This window comes from Denitratisoma sp. DHT3, assembly GCF_007833355.1.
Taxonomy (GTDB): Bacteria; Pseudomonadota; Gammaproteobacteria; order Burkholderiales; family Rhodocyclaceae; genus Denitratisoma.
Window position 1 is genome coordinate 1,887,103 of the sequence record NZ_CP020914.1, and the last position, 16,448, is coordinate 1,903,550.

The window sequence follows — 16,448 nt, forward strand, 5'->3', positions numbered from 1 at the left end:
GCTTGCAGTACGGTTTTCACTCGCGCCGGCCGAATTCCCGGATTACGACCCCCGACCCTGACCGGCGCCGGCGAAACTCACCCGTACCGCCAGCCCCCGCCCGGCGGGGCCGTCGGCCAGCGCCAGCCGTGCGCCGTGCAGTTCGGCGATGCGGGCGACGATGGACAGGCCCAGGCCGGAGCCGCTTTCGCCGCTGCCGGCGATGCGATAAAAACGGTCCAGCACCTGCGCCCGCTCTTCGGCCGGGATGCCGGGCCCCTGATCGACGACGGCGAGCGCCGCGACGCCATCGGCGCCGCGCTCCAGCACGACCCGCACCTGACTGCCCGGCGGGCTGTAGCGCACCGCGTTGTCGAGCAGATTGCGCAGCAGCACGGACAACAGGACCGGCTGCCCGAGGATCGGCAGCGGCGGCCCCTCCTCCAGGACCAACTCGATGCCCCTCGCCAGCGCCTGGGGCGCGCTGCGCGCCACCGCCTCGGCCGCGCAGGCGCGCAGCTCGCAGTCGATCAGGCCGGCGCCGCGGCTGCCGCTGTCGAGCCGGGCCAGGGTCAGCAACTGCTCGACCAGGTGGGTGGCCCGATCCGTCGCGGCGACCACATTGGCCAGCGCCCGCCGCCGCTCGTCCTCGTCCCGGCTGGCCTGCGCCACCTGGGCATGGGTGCGCATCGCCGCCAGCGGCGTGCGCAGTTCGTGGGCGGCATCGGCGGTGAAGCGGCGCTCCTGCTCCATGGAGCGGGCGATGCGTCCCAGCAGGCCGTTGAGCCGTTCCAGGATCGGCCGCAGCTCGCCCGGCGTCCCGGCCAGGGGGATCGCGTCGAGCCGGTCGGGGGAACGCTGGCCGATCGAATCCGCCAGCCGCGACAGCGGCGCCAGGCTGCTGCGGATCAGCAGAGTCAACGCCAGGACCAGGAGCGGCAGGGCCAGGGCCAGCGGCTTCAACAACTGGCGCGCCAGTTCGCTGGCCACCGCATGGCGCGCATCATGCGCCTCGCCCACCTGGATCAGTTGCCGCGGCGCCACCCCGCGCAGGCTGTACACCCGCCACGCGGCGCCCCCGATCCGCGCGTCGGAAAACCCCTCGGCCACCGGCGACAGCGGCGCATCGGGCGCCGCCCTGGAGTGGACCCGCAAATGCCCATCCTCCCAGACCTGGAACGCCACCTTGCGCGCATAGTGATGGGTGGGCAGATGCTCCACCCCCGCCGCCCCGCCGTCGCCGACGAAGGCCGCGAGCAGGGCCGCCGTCTGCGCCAGATGGGCGTCGAACAACTCGTCGGCCTCGTGGATCGCCTTGCGCCAGGCCAATGCGCTCAGGGCGACCCAGATCACCAGCACGATCGCCAGAGTACCGAGCAGAAGCCGCAAGCGCAGCGTGTTCTTCATGGTTCAGCGGGCCGTCAAAGCAAACCACGGCGACACGCCGGGCACGGCGAAATCTTCCGCGTCGTGTAGGAGCGGGCCATGCCCGCGACCAGCGCATCGTCGACCACCGGGTCGCGGGCATGGCCCGCTCCTACATGCAGGGCTTCGACAAGCTCAGCCCGAACGGGTGGTAATTGTCCAGCGCTGCCCCGACAGAGCTTTTCCGCCGCGCCGTCGCAAGGAAAAGCGGCACGCGGCGCCAGCCGCAACCTATCGGTAGCCGCGACAGCGCTTCCCGTGATATCGAGCGTAGCGAGCCGACTCGAACCCCCCGGAGGGGGGCGAAGGGGGGCGAGCCAGACCCCAAGCCTTCTCATGGCCTGGGCACCAGATACCCAACCCCGCGCACGGTGCGGATCAGGTCCGGCGCCAGCTTGCGGCGCAGATGATGGACATGGACCTCCAGGGTGTTGGAGCCCACTTCCTCGCCCCAGGGATAGAGCTTGGCCTCCAACTGGGCGCGGGTCAGCACCGTGCCGGCGTTGAGCAGCAGCTCGTGCAGCAGGGAGAACTCGCGCGGCGAGAGTTCCACCGGCCGGCCTTCCCAGGTGACGGAACGCGCCGCCGGGTCCAGCTCCAGGGCGCCATGCACCAGACACGGCGCCGCGGCGCCGGCGGCGCGGCGCACCAGGGCACGCAGGCGGGCCGCCAGCTCGCCCAGATCGAAGGGCTTGATCATGTAATCGTCGGCGCCGCCGTCGAGGCCGGCGATCACGTCCGCCGGGGTGTCGCGGGCGGTCAGGATCAACACCGGCAATACCGAACCGCTCTCGCGCAGGCGGCGCAGCAGGTCCAGGCCGCCCAGCCGCGGCAGCCCCAGGTCCAGCACCAGCGCCGAGAACGGTTCGGCCTGCAAGGCCGCCAGACCGGCCACGCCGTCCTTCACCCATTCGACCTGGAAGCCGGCCTGGCGCAGGCCGGCCGCGATGCCTTCGCCCAACAAAGAATCGTCCTCGACGATCAGAATCCGCATTTGGGCTCGCTCCCCTTCGCCCCCGCCGGGGGGGGAAGAATTTGGCTCACCCCCCTTCGCCCCCCTCCGGGGGGTTCGAGTCGGCTCGCTATGCTCGATATCACGGGGAGCGCTGTCGCGGCACCGATAGGTTGCGGCTGGCGCCGCGTGCCGCTTTTCCTTGCGACGGCGCGGCGGAAAAGCTCTGTCAATGAAACGCGGATTGAATCACTACCCGCTCGGGCTGAGCCTGTCGAAGCCTGTCCTGAGCCAAGACGAAGGGCCTGTCCTGAGCTTGACGAAGGGCCTGTCCTGAGTCTCGCCGAGGGGCTCAGTGCGAACGGACTTGATCCGCGTTTCCTTGGCAATAGACTCACAGTGCCTCCCGCAACACTTGCAACGGGCTGCCCGACAGCGCCTTGCGGCTGCCCAGCAGGCCGGCGGCCAGCACCAGGACGAGGCCCAGCAGCACGCCGGCGAAGAGCAGCCGGGCGTCCGGCGCATAGGGCAGATGGAACACCAGCCGCGCCAGGAGCATGCTGATCAGGCTGGCGCCGATGCCCGCCAGGAGGCCGGCGGTCAGGCCCAGCGCGGCGAACTCGGCGGCGAGCGCCTGACGCAGTTGCGGCCCGCGCGCACCCAGGGCGCGCAGCACCGCCAGTTCCTGCGCGCGCTCGTCGGCACTGGACTGGAGCGCGGCATACAGCACCGCCAGCCCGGCCAGCAGCGAAAAACCGAACACCGCCTGCACGGCGCGGGCCACCTGGTCCAGGGTGTCCTGCAACTGGCGCACCACGCTGGCCACGTCGATCACCGTCAGGTTGGGCAGCGCCCGCACCAGCGCGTCGACGAAGCCGCCCTGTTGCGCCGGCAGATGGAAGCTGGTGATGTAGCTGACCGGAAAACCCTCCAGCATCCCCGGCGCGGCGATGACGAAGAAATTCACCCGCATCGAGTCCCAGTCGAGCTTGCGCAGGGAGGTGATCGGCGCGGCGATGGTGTTGCCGGCGATGTCGTAGGTCAGCACGTCGCCCAGCTTGAGGCCCAGGGTCTCGGCCAGCCCCAGCTCCACCGAGAACGCCGGGCTGCCGCCGGCGCCGTGCCAATGCCCGGCCTGGAGCCGGTTGCCGTCCGGCAGCCGGTCGCCCCAGGAGAGGTTGAATTCCCGATCCATCAGGCGCTGCGCCCGTTCGTCGGCGTAATCCGCCGGCCCCGTCGGCCGGCCGTTGATGGCCACCAGCCGGCCACGCACCATCGGCTCCAGGAACGGCGGCGCCAGGCCGGCGGCGCGGAAGCGGGCGTTCAGCGACTCGCGCTGCTCGGGCTGGATGTTGATCGCGAAGCGGTTGGGCGCGTCCGCCGGCACCCGACTTTTCCACGCCGCCAACAGGTCGTCGCGGGCGACGGTGATCAAGAGCAGCGTGGTCAATCCCAGCCCCAGCGCCAGGGCCTGGATCAGGCTGCCCGCCAGGCGCCGGCGCAGGCTGGCCAGGCCGTAGCGCCAGCCGATGCCGCCGCCGTGGCGCAGCGGCCCGAGCAGCGCCAGCAGCAGCCGGGCCAGCGCGCCGTAGAGCAGGAAGGCGGCGGCGAAGCCGCCCAGCACGATGCTGCCCAGCGTCACGTCGCCCGCCACCCAGAACATCAGGCCGGCCAGGGCGGCGGCGCCCAGGAACCAGACCGCCAGCGAGACCGGCTCCGGCCCGGCGGTCTCCCGCCGCAGCACGCGCAGGGTGGACACCCGGCGCAATCGCAGCAGCGGCGGCAGGGCGAAACCGACGACCAGGGTCAGACCGATCGCCAGGCCCTGCGCCCACGGCGTCCAGGAGGGCGGCGGCAGGGCCTCCGCCACCAGACCCGCCAGTAGGCGTTGCAGCAGGGCCTGCACGCCATAGCCGGCGACGGTGCCGGCCAGCGCCAGGACGAGACCGAAGGCGACGAAGGCGCCGCCATGGATCAGCAGCACCTGCCGGCTGCTGGCCCCCAGGCAGCGCAGCACCGCGCAGCCGTCGAGGTGGCGGCGCATGTAGCGGCGCGCCGCCAGCCCCACGGCGACGGCGGCCAGCACCACGGCCAGCAGCGCCGCCAGGCGCAGGAAGCGCTGTGCCCGCTCCAGCACCTGGCGCACTTCGGGACGGGCGTTGTCCATGGTTTCGAGTTTCTCGCCGCGCTCCAGACGCGGCTCCATCCACTGGTGGAACGCCGCCACCGCCGCCATTCCCGTCGGCGCCTTGCCCGCCGCCAGATGCAGGTGCCAGGCGATGCGGCTGCCCGGCTGGACCAGGCCGGTGGCGGACAGGTCCGCCTGATTCATCAGCACGCGGGGACCGAGGGCCAGCAGGTTCAGGCCGCGCTCCGGCTCCAGGGTCAACAGCGCGGCGATGCGCAGCTCCCGCGTTCCCACCCGCAGCGTGTCGCCCACGGCCAGGCCGAGGGCGGAGAGCAGACGCTCATCCACCCAGACGCTGCCGGACGCCGGCACCCCGGCCACGGGCGCGTCCGCCCGCCCCGGCGCGGACGCGACGCGCAGCGTGCCGCGCAGCGGATAGTTGGGAGAGACCGCCTTGATGTCGGCCAGATGGCTGTGCCCGCCGGCGATCACCATGCTGGGAAAGCTGGCGCTCTCTGCGACGGCCAGGCCCCGCGCCTGCGCTTCGCGCGCCACCGCCGCCGGCCAGGGATGGTCGGCCGACAACAACAGGTCGCCGCCCAGCAGTTCGTGGGATTGCAGCACCAGCGCCTGCTCCACCCGGTCGGTGAGGAAGGAGACGCTGGTGAGCGCCGCCACCGCCAGCGCCAGGGCGAAGCCCAGCACGTTCAACTCCCCGGCCCGGGCGTCCCGGATCAGCATTCGCAGCATCAGCAACAATTGGGTTCTCCCCCCTTCGCCCCCCTCCGGGGGGTTCGAGTCGGCTCGCTGCGCTCGATATCACGGGGAGCGCTGTAGCGACACCGATAGGTTGCGGCTGGCGCCGCGTGCCGCTTTCCCTTGGGGCGGCCCGGCGGGAAAGCTCTGTCGGCATTTCCTCCCTTCGCAATCCTCCGCGGGGTTCGAGTCGGCTCGCTGCGCTCGATATCACGGGGAGCGCTGTAGCGACACCGATAGGTTACGGCTGGCGCCGCGTGCCGCTTTCCCTTGGGGCGGCCCGGCGGGAAAGCTCTGTCGGCATTTCCTCCCTTCGCAATCCTCCGCGGGGGACGCGTCGGCTCGCTGCGCTCGATATCACGGGGAGCGCTGTAGCGACACCGATAGGTTACGGCTGGCGCCGCGTGCCGCTTTCCCTTGGGGCGGCCCGGCGGGAAAGCTCTGTCGGCATTTCCTCCCTTCGCAATCCTCCGGCGGAAAAGCTCTGTCAAGGAGGCACGGACGTTCTGACCTTGTAGGAGCGGGCCATGCCCGCGAACTGGTGGGCGGCAATGCGCTGATCGCGGGCATGGCCCGCTCCTACAGGGCGAGGAGGGTTTTCGCCGTGTCCGCCGTGTCGCCGTGGTTTGCGGCTGGTGCCGCATGGCGCGTTTTCCCATCGTGGCCCTCGTGGGAAAGGCGGCCCGGCGGAGGCGCTGGTTTTTCACGCTACAACGCCCGCAGATAATCCACGGCCTGTTCCACCCGGTCCACCGCCACCACCTCGATGCCATGGACGGCCTGTTTCGGGGCGTTGGCGCGCGGGATCAGGGCATGGGTGAAGCCCAGTTTGGCCGCTTCCTTGAGCCGCTCCTGGCCGCGCGGGGCGGGGCGAATCTCGCCGGCCAGGCCGACTTCGCCGAAGGCCACCAGCTTGGGCGGCAGCGGTTTGTTGCGCAGGCTGGAGACGATCGCCAGCATCACCGCCAGGTCGGCCGCCGGCTCCTGGATGCGCACGCCGCCGACGGCGTTGACGAACACGTCCTGGTCGAAGCAGACGATGCCGCCGTGCCGGTGCAGCACCGCCAGCAGCATCGCCAGACGCTGCGCCTCCAGGCCCACGGTCAGGCGCCGCGGGTTGGGGCTGTGGGCGGTGTCCACCAGCGCCTGGATTTCCACCAGCAGCGGGCGCGTGCCTTCCTGCGTCACCAGCACGCAGGAGCCGGCCACCTCCTGGGCATGCTGCGACAGGAACAGCGCGGAGGGATTGGAGACGCCGCGCAGGCCGCGGTCGGTCATGGCGAACACGCCCAGTTCATTGACCGCGCCGAAGCGGTTCTTGAAGGCCCGCACCAGGCGAAAGCTGGAATGGGTGTCGCCCTCGAAATACAGCACGGTGTCGACGATGTGCTCCAGCACGCGGGGGCCGGCCAGGGCGCCGTCCTTGGTGACGTGCCCGACCAGGATCACGCAGGTGCCGCTTTGCTTGGCCAGGCGCGTGAGCTGGGCCGAGCATTCGCGCACCTGGGCCACCGAGCCGGGCGCCGATTGCAGGGCCTCGGAATACAGGGTCTGGATCGAGTCGATCACCGCCACCTCGGGTTTTTCCCGTTGCAGGGTGGCGAGGATCTTCTCCAGGCTGATCTCGGCCAGCAGTTGCAGGTGCCCCGCCCCCAGTTGCAGGCGCCGCGCGCGCAGCGCCACCTGCTCGCCCGACTCCTCGCCGGACACGTAGAGCACCGGCCGTCCCGCCTCGGACAGCCGCGAGAGGGCCTGCAACAGCAGCGTGCTCTTGCCGATGCCCGGATCGCCGCCGATCAGCACCACGCCGCCCTGGACCAGCCCGCCGCCCAGCACCCGGTCGAACTCGTCGATACCGGTGGGCTGGCGCGGCTCCTCCTTCGGATCGATCTCGGCCAGCTTCTGCAGCCGGCTGCTGCCGGCGATGGCGGCGAAGCGGTTGGCGCCGCCCGCCACCGGCTCGGCGACGGTCTCCACCAGGGTGTTCCACTGTGCGCAGCCGGGGCACTGGCCCTGCCACTTGGGGTTGGTGGCGCCGCACTCGGTGCAGGAATAGAGGGTTTTCGCCTTGGCCATCTCAGCTCGCGCGCTCCACTACCACCACCGGCACCCGCGCGGTCAGGGCGCACAACGGCTCGTAGCTGATGGTGCCGGCGGCGGCGGCCACTTCCTCCAGCGGCAGATGGCCAGCGGCGCCGTCGCCCCAGAGCGTGACCGGGGCGCCCACGCCGGCATCGGGCAGGTCGGTGAGGTCCACGCACACCTTGTCCATCGACACCCGCCCCACCAGCCGGCTGCGCCGCCCGGCCACCATCACCGGCGTGCCGCTGGGCGCGTGGCGCGGATAGCCGTCGCCGTAGCCGCCGGCGGCGATGCCGATCCGCATCGGCCCCGGCGCGACGAAGGCGCTGCCGTAACCGACGGCGTCGCCGGTCGCCAGTTGCCGCACCGCGAGCACCTCGCTCTCCAGGTTCATCACCGGTTTCAGGCCCAGGTCGGCGGCGCTGTGCAGCTCGGGGCAGGGCGAACAGCCGTAGAGCATGATGCCCGGCCGGGCCCAGTCGCCGGCGCCGCCCAGCGCCTCGGGGAAGCGCAGCAGCGCGGCGGAATTGGCCAGGCAGAGCGGCAAGCCGTCAGCCATGTCGGCGATGCCGCCCCGCAGCGCATCGAAGCGCGCCATCTGCCGGGCGATGCCGGCCGGCTCGTCGGCGTCGGCGAAGTGGGTCATCAGGGTGATGCCGGCGACCCGCGGCGAGGCCCGCAGCAGGGTCAGGGCCTGGCGGAAGTCGGCCGCGTCGAAGCCCAGGCGGTTCATGCCGGTGTTGAGCTTGAGATAGACCGGCAGGGGCTCGTTCAGATCCGCCAGCAGGGGCGAATCCACCAGCCAGCGCACCTGGGCCGGGCTGTGCAGCACAGGGATCAGCCGCAGGCGGGCAAACTGCGGCAGCTCATCCTCGCTGTAGAAGCCTTCCATCATCAGCAGGGGCTGGCGGATGCCGGCCGCCCGCAGCGTCTCGGCGCCATCCAGTTCCAGGAGCGCGAAGCCGTCGGCGACCCCGGCCAGCGCCTCCGCCACCCGCACTTGGCCATGGCCGTAGCCGTTGGCCTTGACCACGCACCAGAGGGCGGTGGCGCCGGCGTGGCGCCGGGCGACGGAATGATTGTGGCGCAGGGCCGCCAGGTCGATGCGGGCGCGTAAGGGACGGGTCATGCTGGGAAGCGAAGGCGGGAAACGATTGGCAAGCCCGCAGTTTCTCACATACGGCGGCAGGCCAGGGTTCCCCTGCCCGCGTCAAGGTGATGGCTCTGCTTTCATGTTATAAACGCGGCTCTTCGAGCTTGCCCATGACTCCCGGCTTCTACATCATCATGGCGGCGCAGTTTCTTTCCGCGCTCGCCGACAACGCCCTGTTGATCGCCGCCATCGCCATCCTGCGGGATATGCATGCCCCGGCGGAATACGAACCACTGCTGAAAACCTTCTTCACTGTTTCGTACGTGGTCCTGGCCGCCTTCGTCGGCGCCTTCGCCGATTCGATGCCCAAGTGGCGGGTGATGTTCATCAGCAACGGCATCAAGGTCCTCGGCTGCGGCCTGATGTTCTTCGATGTCCACCCCTTGCTCGCCTACAGCGTGGTGGGCCTGGGAGCGGCGGCCTATTCGCCGGCCAAGTACGGCATCCTCACCGAATACCTGCCGCACCGCCTGCTGGTGGTGGCCAACGGCTGGATCGAGGGTCTGACGGTGATCGCCATCATCCTCGGAATCATGCTGGGCGGCGCCCTGATCAAGCCGGACATCGCCCAGGCCCTGCTCGCCTTCGACCTGCCGCTGATCGACACCGGCATCGACACGGTGAGCGAAATGAACCTGGCCGTGATCGGCATCCTCTATCTGCTGGCGGCCCTGTTCAATCTCTACATCCCCGACACCGGGGTGGACCACAAGCCGCTGAAGAAGAACCCGGTCTACCTGTTCCACGAATTCAACCACTGCCTGCGCCTGCTCTGGCGCGACCGGCTGGGACAGATCTCGCTGGCGGTGACCACCCTGTTCTGGGGCGCCGGCGCCACGCTGCAATTCATCGTGATCGAATGGGCCAAGACGGCGATGAACATGGATCTTCCCCGTGCCAGCATGTTGCAGGGGGTCGTCGCCGTCGGCGTGGCCCTGGGCGCGGTGCTCGCCGCCAAGCTGATCACCCTGCGCCGCTCGGTGCAGGTGATTCCCCTGGGCGCCGCCATGGGCGCGGTGGTGCTGGGCATGATCTTCGTCCGCGATTACCACCTGGCCATCGGCCTGCTGGTGCTGATCGGCGTCCTTTCCGGATTGTTCGTGGTGCCGATGAACGCCCTGCTCCAGCATCGCGGCCACGTGCTGATGGGCGCCGGCCACTCCATCGCGATCCAGAATTTCAACGAGAACCTGTCCATCCTGGTCATGACCGGCGTCTACTCGGCCCTGCTGGGGGCGGGTCTGTCGATCTACTGGATCATCGCCCTGTTCGGCCTGTTCGTCAGCGGCGCCATGCTGCTGGTACGCCAGCGCCACCTCGCCCACCAGCACCAGCACGACGACCTGGCGCTCCTGGAGCGCGAAGCAGGCCACTGATCAAGGGACGAGCCTCGGGAATCGAGATTGTTCACATCTTCACAAGCGCAAGGGAATGCACCATGGAAAACCGGCCGCAATTCCTCCCGGTCCTGCGGGTGGGCATCGAACAGGTCGACCAGGAGCATCAGCGGCTGATCGAAATCGCCGGCCAAGTGTATGACAGCCTCGCCGCGAACGGCGCCGACGCCGTCGCCGCCGCCCGTGCCGCCATCGTCGAACTGCTCGACTACGCCGCCACCCATTTCGCCAGCGAAGAGGCGTTGATGGCGGCGGCGGGCTATCCCGAACTGGCGGCGCATCGGCAACTGCATGAGCAACTGCTGTCCCAGGCCCGCGACATGGCGCTTCGGGTCGAATCCGGCGACCCCTATGTGCCGGGGGAGCTGAACCGTCTCATCTACCACTGGATGGTCAAGCACATCCAGACCGAAGACCGGCGGTTCGGCGAGTTCGTCGCCGCACGCTGACCGCGCCGGGCCAGGATCGGCCCGCGCCTCGGAGCGCGCCCTCAGAGCACCACGGGCCGATCCGGCAGCTCGTTGTGGTCGGGCCCGGCCACCGGGAAATGCCGGATCAGCAATTGCGCCGCCTGGTCCACGGCCTCCAGCGCGCCACGCCGGAAATCGCCGTCCCTGAAGGCCAGCTCCATGCCGCGGCAGATGAGGTCCCACGCCTCCTGCGACACCCGGGCGTCGATGCCGCGGTCGGCGAGGATTTCCACCCGCCGGTCCACCAGTTGCACATAGAGCAGGATGCCGCTGTTTTCCTCGGTGTCCCACACCCGCAAGCGGGAGAACAGCTCGGCCGCCCGCTGCCGCACCGATTCGCCGCGCCAGAGCACGGCCAGCGGCAAGGGCCCCTCGACGACGAAACGCAATTCGCCGCGATGGCCGGTTTCCGCCGCGCCGATCGCGGCCTCGATGGCGTCCAGCGTGGCCCGGTCGAAGGACCGACGCGCCCACCAGGCGGGCACCAGCAGATGTTTCAGCAGGCGTCGCAATTTCATCTCACCAACTCCCCGAGGCGCCGCCGCCGCCGAAGCCGCCACCGCCGCCGCTGAAACCACCGCCCCCGCCGCCGATGCCGCCCCGGCCTCCGCCCCCGGTCAGGGCGCCCAAGGCGATGTTGAGGCCGAACAGCGCCAGAAAGAGACCGACGCCGGCGCCGATCAGCGCGCCCATCACGGAAGCGGAAAGCAGCCAGCCGACCACGCCACCGCCGGCGGCCACCAGCGAGGAACCGACCAGGTTGCCGAGCAGCGTCCGCAGCAGGGCGCCACCGAGCGCGGCGGCGGCCAGCAGAAACAAGAACGTGCCTTCGCCGATGTCGCCAAGGCCACCCATATCACCGCCCCCATCGCCACCCGCAGCGCCGCCCGCGGGCGGCGGCAGCGCCTCGCCGTCGATCACCGCGCCGACCGCGGCCACGCCGGCCGCGAGGCCGCCGTAGTAATCGTCCGCCTTGAAACGGGGCACGATGGTCTCGCTGACGATGCGCTTGGCGGTGGCGTCGTTGAGCGCGCCTTCCAGGCCGTAGCCGACCTCCAGGCGCACGCGACGGTCGTCCTTGGCGACGATCAGGATCACCCCGTCGTCGATGCCCTTGCGTCCCAGTTTCCAGGCCTCGGCCAGGCGGATGCCGAACTGCTCGATGGCCTCGGGCCGGGTGCTGGGCAACAGCAGAATGCCCACCTGGGCACCCTTGGCCTGCTCGATCGCCGCCAGCGCCGCTTCGAGGCTGGCCTTCTGCTCGGCCGCCAGGGTGCCGGTCAGGTCCGTCACCCGCGCCTGGAGCGGCGGCAGCGGCTGGAGTCCGGCCTCGGCGCCGCTCTCGGCCGCCGCGACGTTCCAGCCAAGAACCGCCAGCAACAGCCAGCACAGGGCGAGCAGGCGCAACGGCATGGGCGCTTACTTCGCCGGCGCGGCGTCGAACTTGATCGCGGGCGGCGCGGAAATCGCCTTTTCGTCCTCCACGGCGAAATTGGCCTTGGGCTTCCAGCCCATCACCGTCGCCGTCAGGTTGTTGGGGAAGGTCCGCACCGAAATGTTGTAGGTCTTGACCGCCGCGATGTAGCGGTTGCGGGCCACGGTGATGCGATTCTCGGTGCCCTCCACCTGGGCCTGCAGGTCGCGGAAATTGGCGTCGGCCTTCAGTTGGGGATAGTTCTCCGCCACCACCAGCAGCCGCGCCAGGGCGCCGCCCAGCTCGCCCTGGGCCTGCTGGAACTTGGCGAAGGCGGCGGGATCGTTGACCAGTTCCGGCGTCGCCTTGAGGCCGGCGACATTGGCGCGAGCCTCGGTGACGCGGGTCAGCACTTCCTTCTCGTGCGAGGCGTAGCCCTGCACCACCGACACCAGGTTGGGAATCAGATCGGCGCGGCGCTTGTACTGGTTCAGCACCTCCGACCAGGCGGCACTCACCCCCTCGTCGTTGATCTGGATCTGGTTGTAGCCGCAGCCCGACAACAGGGCCGCAGCCAGGGCAATCACGGCGAAGAGACGAAAGCGCATGGAAGGGTCCTCCGGAATGGGTCTATGAATGTCGTCGATATGGGGGGGCGGTCACGGTAACACAAGCATAGACACTTATTGGACATCGAATCACGCCGACCATACGCCGATGCCGCTCTCAGCGGCAGCACGCTGCAAGGACTTGTCCCGAGTGGCCAACGGCAAACCGGTCGCCAATGCCGAGTCGAGGTAAAGCGCGTCGTAGCTGGTCAGGTGATAGCGCAACGCCAGGGCGTGCAATTCAAAAACCGACATCTGGGATTCCCGCCGCCGCACCGGCAGGCGCTGCAAATGACGGAGCAGTTGGACCGTCTTGTCGGAAGCGATCCGCCCGTGTCGTTCCAGTGACAGCAGAACGTTGAGCATCTCGACGTGCCACCAGCCGGGCACCACGGCAAAATTGTCGACCAGGGCATCCAGCGCCGCTTCCGTGTAGGCATCGGCCTGATCATCAAACAACCAGGCGATGCTGACAGAGCAATCGACCACGTAAATATTCCTCATGGCCATCAACGCCGCCCCTCGGCAACGAGTTGGGCGATATCGAAACTCTCCACCCGATTGACGTGCCGAAATTCGCGCAAGGCGTCGATCGCCTGCCGCACATCGGCACGGGCAGCATCGCCTTGTGGAGGCCGAATCTCGGCCAGCGGCTTGCCACGCCGGGTCAGCACCACCACCTCGCCTTCGGCCGCCGCCTGCGCCAACTGGCCGAGACTGGCTTTGGCTTCGAATAATCCGATCGTGATCATAATGAACAGTCCTGTTGAACAGTATCGTAAGTTTAGCGTGAAAATCGAGTTTCTCCGCCGGGCCGCCTTTCCCACGATGGCCACGATGGGAAAAAGCGGCACGCGGCACCAGCCGCAACCTATCGGTGCCGCAACGAAGCATCCCCAAACATCCGAGCATAGCGAGCCATATCGAACCCCTCGAAGGGGGAGAACCCGAAACCGCCCCGCGTATAATTGCGCTCCTTTTTAGCCACAGCCGGAAACACCGCCATGGAAGCCGAACGCCTGAACCAGATCGCCAACCGCATTGCCGACCTCAGCCAGCGGGACAATGAACTTCGGAGGTATCTTTGACTTCGACGTCAAAGCCGAAAAACTCGCCGAACTGAACCGGGAACTGGAAGACCCGGCGATCTGGAACGACGCCGACCGGGCCCAGGCGCTCGGACGGGAGAAGAAATCCCTGGAAAACGTGGTGCTGGCGCTCGAATCCGTGGCCCAGCGGCTGAAGGACGGCGACGAACTGTTCGCGATGGCGCGCGAGGAAGGCGACGAGGACACCGTCGCCGCCGTGGAAGCCGATCTCGACGCGGTGGAGAAGGAAGTCGCCGGCCTCGAATTCCGCCGCATGTTCAACAACCCGGCGGACCCCAACAACTGCTTCATCGACATCCAGGCCGGCGCCGGCGGCACCGAAGCCTGCGACTGGGCCAGCATGCTGCTGCGCCAGTACCTGAAATACTGCGAGAAGAAGGGTTTCAAGGCCGAACTGCTGGAACAGACCGACGGCGACGTGGCCGGCATCCGCAGCGCCTCGCTGAAGGTGGAAGGCGAATACGCCTACGGCCTCTTGCGCACCGAGACCGGCGTCCACCGCCTGGTCAGGAAGAGCCCCTTCGACTCCTCGGGCGGCCGCCACACCAGCTTCGCCAGCCTCTACGTGTACCCCGAGATCGACGACTCGATCGAGGTGGAGATCAACCCGGCCGACCTGCGTATCGACACTTTCCGCGCCTCCGGCGCCGGCGGCCAGCACATCAACAAGACCGACTCGGCGATCCGCATCACCCACGCCCCGACCGGCATCGTCGTGCAGTGCCAGAACGACCGCTCGCAGCACCGCAACAAGGCCGAGGCCATGGCCATGCTGAAGTCGCGCCTGTACGAACTGGAACTGCGCAAGCGCCAGGCCGAGGCCGACAAGCTGGAAGCCAGCAAGACCGACGTGGGCTGGGGCCACCAGATCAGAAGCTACGTGCTGGACCAGAGCCGCATCAAGGACCTGCGCACCAACGTCGAAATCTCCAACACCCAGAAAGTGCTGGACGGTGACCTGGACCCCTTCATCGAGGCCAGCCTGAAGCAGGGCGTTTGAGAATCACAGGAAACAAGGGATGCGTTTACTTGATAGACTGAGCCGAGAGGAGATTCGTCCATGGCAAGCATTACATTCGACACCCTCAAATACGCGGAGCGACTGAAAGCAGCCGGTACCACGGAGAATCAGGCTAAGGCGAAAGCCAAAGCCCTGGCCGGCGCTTTCTCCGAAGCCATGGAGGCTCAGTTGGCGACCAAGACCGACATTTACCGTGTCGAGCGGGAATTGGTCGTACTCAAATGGATGACCGGCATCGTCTTGGGCGGAATCATTGCCCTGATCATGAAGACATTTTTCCCTGCATAAACCAGCCCTTCTCTCTGAGAGGTACCCATCATGGACGTATCGGCAATCGCTTCCCTCGCCACCGAAATGGCGACCACCCGCACCGAGCAGGCCGCGCAGATCGCGGTGCTCAAGAAAGCCATGGAAATGCAGGGCCAGGGTGCCATCCAGTTGCTGACCGCAGCGACCCAGAGCTACAACAACCCGCCCAACCTGGGCAACAGCGTCGACGTCTTTGCCTGAAAGGCAGGCCCCCGTGCGCATCGTCGGTCATCGTAAACAACGGCCCATCACTTTCTCGGCATCTGCGAGCCTGCTATTGGAAGGGGCGCGCTTCAATGATGAAATTCATCGGCTGCCCACAGGTGGTACGACTTTCATTCCCAAGGGGGTTTATCGATTCATGACCCTCAAGGATGCCAACCATCACCAAGCAGATTGCCTGGCCAAGGGCATGGCAACAAAAGCGCTAGAACGCCCCTGATGGAAGAGTACAGTCGGCCGGCCACCCTGGAAGACCTGAAGGCGTTGGTTCGATCACTCAATCAGGAACATGCGGATTATCTGCTGATTGGCGGCTACGCTTTATTCGCCCACGGCTATCACAGGGCGACCACTGATATTGATATTCTGGTACCCCCAACCCAGGCAGCAGGACTAAAAATCCGGCAAGCGCTGATGGTGCTTCCTGACCAAGCGGCGAAAGATATCGATCCGACCTGGTTCGAGGAAGGTGAAAATATCCGGGTGGCAGATGCCTTTGTGGTCGACCTCATGCTCAATGCCTGCGGAGAAACCTACGAGACCCTGAGCCAGTTCGCTGAAACCATTGACCTGGACGGTCTCCCAGTCCGCACCGTCAATTTGGAAGGTTTGCTGCGGACAAAACAAACCATGCGGGACAAGGATGTGGCAGACCGCATCGTCTTGGAACGGGCACTAGAAGCGATCCAGCATCTCAGGCGGTCATAGACACAAGCAAGCCCCGGCAACCCGCCCCACCTCGGCAACGGCATCGATGTCTTTGCCTGACGGCCATGGCAAGCAAGCGATGGACGAAATATCGGAAGCCTTAATGAGGACAGGGGCCTTGTTGATTCAGCCCAATAAAGAAACCACGTCATTATTCCGGGGCGGGAAGTTAGGCCTGAACCCGGAATCCAGGGTCGTTGCGGACTGAACCACTGGACCCCGGATCAGGTCCGGGGTGACAACTCAATATATATTGGGGCCGGATCAATAGCTGCCCCCGCTTAACAGTCCCAACGAACCGGGGGAAGTTGTGATTGACTCGCAGCCTACAAAAACTGTTTGGCGAAGTTGGTGATAGCCAATGCGATGAGCACCCCCATCATCCACTTGAGAACAGCAAGTTCGGCCTTGAGTTCGGCAATGTCGGATTTCGTCGCCAGCGTCGTATCCAAGGCTTCAGCCAGCGCGTCTTTTTGCGCTTCGGCAATGGCGCCAGCCTGCTCACGCGTCAGCCCGGCTTTTTCAAGCCGTTCGGCAAACTTGAGGGTGTCGAAGGTTACGGCGCTCATGGCTTGCGAGCATAGCCGAACCTCGACGCAAAGGCAAACCGCGACAACCACTGGCTATGTTCGATAGCCAGGTTCTGCACGCTGGCAGCCATCAAGTCCGCCACACCAGCGAAGGACCGTCTCCCCGGGCATGGTCCGGGGTCGGC

Annotated in this window: 18 protein-coding genes; 7 read left to right on the forward strand and 11 right to left on the reverse strand. The window is 67.5% G+C overall.

Going from position 1 to position 16,448, the window contains the following annotated elements; genetic code table 11:
• Nucleotides 1–42: 42 nt before the first annotated feature.
• The 5 genes from B9N43_RS08690 to alr all read right to left on the reverse strand — a co-directional run bounded on the left by B9N43_RS08690 (nt 43) and on the right by alr (nt 8,451).
• Nucleotides 43–1,386 (reverse strand): ATP-binding protein, encoded by a 1,344-nt coding sequence (locus B9N43_RS08690; RefSeq protein ID WP_145841874.1) that lies wholly within the window; start codon nt 1,384–1,386, stop codon nt 43–45.
• Between the two features lie 352 nt (nt 1,387–1,738).
• Entirely contained in the window at nt 1,739–2,398 is a 660-nt protein-coding gene (locus tag B9N43_RS08695) for a response regulator (protein ID WP_145841875.1), read from the reverse strand.
• Between the two features lie 352 nt (nt 2,399–2,750).
• Nucleotides 2,751–5,234 carry an ABC transporter permease gene (locus B9N43_RS08700; RefSeq protein WP_145843504.1) on the reverse strand — a complete coding sequence of 828 codons (2,484 nt, stop codon included), beginning with the start codon at nt 5,232–5,234 and terminating at the stop codon, nt 2,751–2,753.
• 714 nt (nt 5,235–5,948) lie between these two features.
• A complete protein-coding gene (gene radA, locus B9N43_RS08705; RefSeq protein WP_145841876.1) occupies nt 5,949–7,316 on the reverse strand; it encodes a DNA repair protein RadA in 1,368 nt (455 codons plus the stop codon).
• Nucleotide 7,317: 1 nt separating this feature from the next.
• The gene (alr, locus tag B9N43_RS08710) at nt 7,318–8,451 is read right to left on the reverse strand and encodes an alanine racemase (RefSeq protein ID WP_145841877.1); all 1,134 of its coding nucleotides are present in this window, start codon (nt 8,449–8,451) and stop codon (nt 7,318–7,320) included.
• Nucleotides 8,452–8,585: 134 nt separating this feature from the next.
• Between alr and lplT the strand changes: the two genes are divergently transcribed.
• A complete protein-coding gene (gene lplT, locus B9N43_RS08715) occupies nt 8,586–9,851 on the forward strand; it encodes a lysophospholipid transporter LplT (RefSeq protein ID WP_145841878.1) in 1,266 nt (421 codons plus the stop codon).
• A gap of 62 nt (nt 9,852–9,913) precedes the next feature.
• Nucleotides 9,914–10,321: a bacteriohemerythrin gene (locus B9N43_RS08720; RefSeq protein ID WP_145841879.1), complete on the forward strand. Its 408-nt coding sequence runs from the start codon at nt 9,914–9,916 to the stop codon at nt 10,319–10,321.
• Between the two features lie 41 nt (nt 10,322–10,362).
• Here the strand turns inward: B9N43_RS08720 and B9N43_RS08725 are convergent, their stop codons facing one another.
• The 5 genes from B9N43_RS08725 to B9N43_RS08745 form a co-directional block, all read right to left on the reverse strand.
• Complete coding sequence (locus B9N43_RS08725; RefSeq protein ID WP_145841880.1) at nt 10,363–10,860, reverse strand: TPM domain-containing protein; 498 nt, start codon at nt 10,858–10,860, stop codon at nt 10,363–10,365.
• A 1-nt stretch (nt 10,861) separates the two neighbouring features.
• Nucleotides 10,862–11,755, reverse strand: a complete 894-nt coding sequence (locus B9N43_RS08730) for a TPM domain-containing protein (RefSeq protein ID WP_186453758.1) — start codon at nt 11,753–11,755, stop codon at nt 10,862–10,864.
• A gap of 6 nt (nt 11,756–11,761) precedes the next feature.
• Nucleotides 11,762–12,364, reverse strand: coding sequence for a LemA family protein (locus tag B9N43_RS08735; RefSeq protein ID WP_145841881.1), 603 nt, complete (start codon nt 12,362–12,364; stop codon nt 11,762–11,764).
• 90 nt (nt 12,365–12,454) lie between these two features.
• Complete coding sequence (locus B9N43_RS08740) at nt 12,455–12,868, reverse strand: type II toxin-antitoxin system VapC family toxin (RefSeq protein ID WP_186453759.1); 414 nt, start codon at nt 12,866–12,868, stop codon at nt 12,455–12,457.
• A gap of 5 nt (nt 12,869–12,873) precedes the next feature.
• Complete coding sequence (locus B9N43_RS08745; protein WP_145841883.1) at nt 12,874–13,116, reverse strand: type II toxin-antitoxin system Phd/YefM family antitoxin; 243 nt, start codon at nt 13,114–13,116, stop codon at nt 12,874–12,876.
• Between the two features lie 252 nt (nt 13,117–13,368).
• On the opposite strand from B9N43_RS08745, the gene prfB reads away from it, so the two are divergent.
• The 5 genes from prfB to B9N43_RS08770 all read left to right on the forward strand — a co-directional run bounded on the left by prfB (nt 13,369) and on the right by B9N43_RS08770 (nt 15,733).
• Nucleotides 13,369–14,473, forward strand: a protein-coding gene (gene prfB / locus B9N43_RS08750; protein ID WP_145841884.1) for a peptide chain release factor 2 whose coding sequence is annotated in 2 segments (ribosomal slippage) — nt 13,369–13,449 and nt 13,451–14,473 — 1,104 coding nt in all. Because the reading frame shifts where the segments join, the coding sequence is not laid out codon by codon here.
• 60 nt (nt 14,474–14,533) lie between these two features.
• The gene (locus B9N43_RS08755) at nt 14,534–14,782 is read left to right on the forward strand and encodes a DUF1640 domain-containing protein (RefSeq protein WP_145841885.1); all 249 of its coding nucleotides are present in this window, start codon (nt 14,534–14,536) and stop codon (nt 14,780–14,782) included.
• 30 nt (nt 14,783–14,812) lie between these two features.
• Nucleotides 14,813–15,004 (forward strand): YjfB family protein, encoded by a 192-nt coding sequence (locus B9N43_RS08760; RefSeq protein ID WP_145841886.1) that lies wholly within the window; start codon nt 14,813–14,815, stop codon nt 15,002–15,004.
• 13 nt (nt 15,005–15,017) lie between these two features.
• Complete coding sequence (locus B9N43_RS08765; RefSeq protein ID WP_145841887.1) at nt 15,018–15,245, forward strand: hypothetical protein; 228 nt, start codon at nt 15,018–15,020, stop codon at nt 15,243–15,245.
• Nucleotides 15,245–15,733: a hypothetical protein gene (locus B9N43_RS08770; RefSeq protein WP_145841888.1), complete on the forward strand. Its 489-nt coding sequence runs from the start codon at nt 15,245–15,247 to the stop codon at nt 15,731–15,733. Before B9N43_RS08765 ends, B9N43_RS08770 begins: the two co-directional genes overlap by 1 nt.
• Before the next feature lie 326 nt (nt 15,734–16,059).
• On the opposite strand, the gene B9N43_RS08775 is transcribed toward B9N43_RS08770, so the two are convergent.
• Nucleotides 16,060–16,302, reverse strand: coding sequence for a DUF1640 domain-containing protein (locus B9N43_RS08775; RefSeq protein ID WP_145841889.1), 243 nt, complete (start codon nt 16,300–16,302; stop codon nt 16,060–16,062).
• Nucleotides 16,303–16,448: the final 146 nt, after the last annotated feature.

Excerpts from the sequence above, each read along its gene's own strand:
- B9N43_RS08690 (WP_145841874.1), bottom strand. The coding sequence starts at position 1,386 with ATGAAGAACACGCTGCGCTTGCGGCTTCTGCTCGGTACTCTGGCGATC.
- B9N43_RS08695 (WP_145841875.1), bottom strand. The coding sequence starts at position 2,398 with ATGCGGATTCTGATCGTCGAGGACGATTCTTTGTTGGGCGAAGGCATC.
- B9N43_RS08700 (WP_145843504.1), bottom strand. The coding sequence starts at position 5,234 with ATGCTGCGAATGCTGATCCGGGACGCCCGGGCCGGGGAGTTGAACGTG.
- radA (WP_145841876.1), bottom strand. The coding sequence starts at position 7,316 with ATGGCCAAGGCGAAAACCCTCTATTCCTGCACCGAGTGCGGCGCCACC.
- alr (WP_145841877.1), bottom strand. The coding sequence starts at position 8,451 with ATGACCCGTCCCTTACGCGCCCGCATCGACCTGGCGGCCCTGCGCCAC.
- lplT (WP_145841878.1), top strand. The coding sequence starts at position 8,586 with ATGACTCCCGGCTTCTACATCATCATGGCGGCGCAGTTTCTTTCCGCG.
- B9N43_RS08720 (WP_145841879.1), top strand. The coding sequence starts at position 9,914 with ATGGAAAACCGGCCGCAATTCCTCCCGGTCCTGCGGGTGGGCATCGAA.
- B9N43_RS08725 (WP_145841880.1), bottom strand. The coding sequence starts at position 10,860 with ATGAAATTGCGACGCCTGCTGAAACATCTGCTGGTGCCCGCCTGGTGG.
- B9N43_RS08730 (WP_186453758.1), bottom strand. The coding sequence starts at position 11,755 with ATGCCGTTGCGCCTGCTCGCCCTGTGCTGGCTGTTGCTGGCGGTTCTT.
- B9N43_RS08735 (WP_145841881.1), bottom strand. The coding sequence starts at position 12,364 with ATGCGCTTTCGTCTCTTCGCCGTGATTGCCCTGGCTGCGGCCCTGTTG.
- B9N43_RS08740 (WP_186453759.1), bottom strand. The coding sequence starts at position 12,868 with ATGAGGAATATTTACGTGGTCGATTGCTCTGTCAGCATCGCCTGGTTG.
- B9N43_RS08745 (WP_145841883.1), bottom strand. The coding sequence starts at position 13,116 with ATGATCACGATCGGATTATTCGAAGCCAAAGCCAGTCTCGGCCAGTTG.
- B9N43_RS08755 (WP_145841885.1), top strand. The coding sequence starts at position 14,534 with ATGGCAAGCATTACATTCGACACCCTCAAATACGCGGAGCGACTGAAA.
- B9N43_RS08760 (WP_145841886.1), top strand. The coding sequence starts at position 14,813 with ATGGACGTATCGGCAATCGCTTCCCTCGCCACCGAAATGGCGACCACC.
- B9N43_RS08770 (WP_145841888.1), top strand. The coding sequence starts at position 15,245 with ATGGAAGAGTACAGTCGGCCGGCCACCCTGGAAGACCTGAAGGCGTTG.
- B9N43_RS08775 (WP_145841889.1), bottom strand. The coding sequence starts at position 16,302 with ATGAGCGCCGTAACCTTCGACACCCTCAAGTTTGCCGAACGGCTTGAA.